The 2,913-nt window shown below is 51.2% G+C and carries 1 rRNA gene; it reads right to left on the reverse strand.

The annotated features are described in order from the left end of the window. Window positions 1-6: 6 nt before the first annotated feature. Window positions 7-2,912 (reverse strand): 23S ribosomal RNA (locus KQI89_RS17390). Between the last annotated feature and the right edge of the window lies 1 nt (window position 2,913).

The raw sequence follows: 2,913 nt of genomic DNA on the forward strand, positions 1-2,913 counted from the left end.
AAAAATTTGGTCAAGCCCTCGACCTATTAGTATCAGTCAGCTAAATACATTGCTGCACTTACACCTCTGACCTATCAACCTTGTGTTCTTCAAGGGGTCTTACTAGCTTACGCTATGGGAAATCTCATCTTGAGGTGGGCTTCACGCTTAGATGCTTTCAGCGTTTATCCCGTCCCGACATAGCTACCCAGCCGTGCCACTGGCGTGACAACTGGTACACCAGAGGTCAGTCCATCCCGGTCCTCTCGTACTAAGGACAGCTCCTCTCAAATTTCCTACGCCCGCGACGGATAGGGACCGAACTGTCTCACGACGTTCTGAACCCAGCTCGCGTGCCGCTTTAATGGGCGAACAGCCCAACCCTTGGGACCTACTCCAGCCCCAGGATGCGACGAGCCGACATCGAGGTGCCAAACCTCCCCGTCGATGTGGACTCTTGGGGGAGATCAGCCTGTTATCCCCGAGGTAGCTTTTATCCGTTGAGCGATGGCCCTCCCACGAGGTACCACCGGATCACTAAGCCCGACTTTCGTCCCTGCTCCACTTGTGGGTGTCGCAGTCAGGCTCCCTTCTGCCTTTGCACTCTTCGAACGATTTCCGACCGTTCTGAGGGAACCTTTGGGCGCCTCCGTTACTTTTTAGGAGGCGACCGCCCCAGTCAAACTGCCCACCTAACAATGTCCGGCACCCAGCTTCATGGGTGTCCGTTAGAATCTCAGTACTGTCAGGGTGGTATCCCAAGGATGACTCCACTGAGGCTGACGCCCCAGTTTCTCAGTCTCCCACCTATCCTGTACAGACAATACCGAAACTCAATGCTAAGCTACAGTAAAGCTCTACGGGGTCTTTCCGTCCAATCGCGGGTAGCAAGCATCTTCACTTGCACTACAATTTCGCCGGATTTGCAGTTGAGACAGTGCCCAAGTCATTACGCCATTCGTGCGGGTCAGAACTTACCTGACAAGGAATTTCGCTACCTTAGGACCGTTATAGTTACGGCCGCCGTTTACTGGGGCTTAAGTTCATGCCTTCGCTTGCGCTAAGCATTCCCCTTAACCTTCCAGCACCGGGCAGGCGTCAGCCCCTATACTTCAGCTTTCGCTTTAGCAGAGACCTGTGTTTTTGCTAAACAGTTGCTTGGGCCTATTCTCTGCGGCCTACTTGCGTAGGCACCCCTTCTCCCGAAGTTACGGGGTCAATTTGCCGAGTTCCTTAACTGCAATTCTTCCGATGGTCTTAGGATTCTCTCCTCATCTACCTGTGTCGGTTTGCGGTACGGGCACTACTTTGCTCCCTAGAGGCTTTTCTTGGCAGCGTGGAATCAGATACTTCGGCTCTATGAGCCTTCCCCATCACGCCTCAGAATTGTCTGAACGGATTTGCCTATCCAGACTCCCTAAACGCTTAGACTAGCGTCCAATAGCTAGCACATCTTATCCTCCTGCGTCACCCCTTCGGTAATAACGCTACATAGTGGTATCGGAATATCAACCGATTGTCCATCACCTACGCCTTTCGGCCTCGGCTTAGGTCCCGACTAACCCTGAGCGGACGAGCCTTCCTCAGGAAACCTTAGATTTTCGACCACTAGGATTCTCACCTAGTTCTCGCTACTTATGCCAGCATTCTCACTTCTGTACCGTCCACCGCTCCTTTCGGTACGACTTCTACCAGTACAGAACGCTCCTCTACCGCGTACGCGTTAGCGTACACCCATAGCTTCGGTGGTAGATTTTAGCCCCGAACATCTTCGGCGCGGGATCTCTCGACTAGTGAGCTATTACGCACTCTTTTAATGAGTGGCTGCTTCTAAGCCAACATCCTAGTTGTCTTAGAAATCCCACATCCTTTTCCACTTAATCTACACTTTGGGACCTTAGCTGATGGTCTGGGCTGTTTCCCTTTTGACTACGGACCTTATCATTCGCAGTCTGACTGCCGGACTTATAGTATGTGGCATTCGGAGTTTGATAGAGTTCGGTAACCTATACGGCCCCTAGCCCATTCAGTGCTCTACCTCCACTACTCACATCCGACGCTAGCCCTAAAGCTATTTCGAGGAGAACCAGCTATCTCCGAGTTCGATTGGAATTTCTCCGCTATCCACAGCTCATCCCATGGTTTTTCAACACCAACGTGGTTCGGTCCTCCACAGAATTTTACTTCTGCTTCAACCTGGCCATGGATAGGTCACCCGGTTTCGGGTCTACGACATGCAACTAGTTGCCCTATTAAGACTCGGTTTCCCTTCGGCTCCGTACCTTAAGTACTTAACCTCGCTACATATCGTAACTCGCTGGCTCGTTCTACAAAAAGCACGTCATCACACTCATATGGTGCTATGACCGGTTGTAGGCACACGGTTTCAGGTTCTCTTTCACTCCCCTCCCGGGGTTCTTTTCACCTTTCCCTCACGGTACTGCTTCACTATCGGTCATCAGGTAGTATTTAGCCTTGGGAGGTGGTCCTCCCTGCTTCCCACAAGGTTTCTCGTGTCTCGTGGTACTCTGGATCAGATCTCTGGCCTTCTTCTTTCGCCTACGTGACTATTACACCCTACGGTCCAACTTTCCAGTTGTGTTCGGCTAGAATAACCGCCATTTTTATGATCTGTCCGCAACCCCAGAAACAAGTTTCTGGTTTGGGCTCTTTCCTTTTCGCTCGCCGCTACTCAGAAAATCGATTTTTCTTTCTCTTCCTCCAGGTACTTAGATGTTTCAGTTCCCTGGGTTTACCTTCATACACCTATTTATTCAGTGTATGATACATGGGGTTTCCCATGTGAGTTTCCTCATTCGGAGATCCTCGGTTCACTGCCTATTTGCGGCTACCCGAGGCTTATCGCAGCTTATCGCGTCCTTCATCGGCTCCTGATGCCAAGGCATTCGCCATGTGCCCTTTGTAGCTTGACCT

This window comes from Clostridium simiarum, from assembly GCF_018919175.1.
Taxonomy (GTDB): Bacteria; Bacillota; Clostridia; order Clostridiales; family Clostridiaceae; genus Clostridium_L; species Clostridium_L simiarum.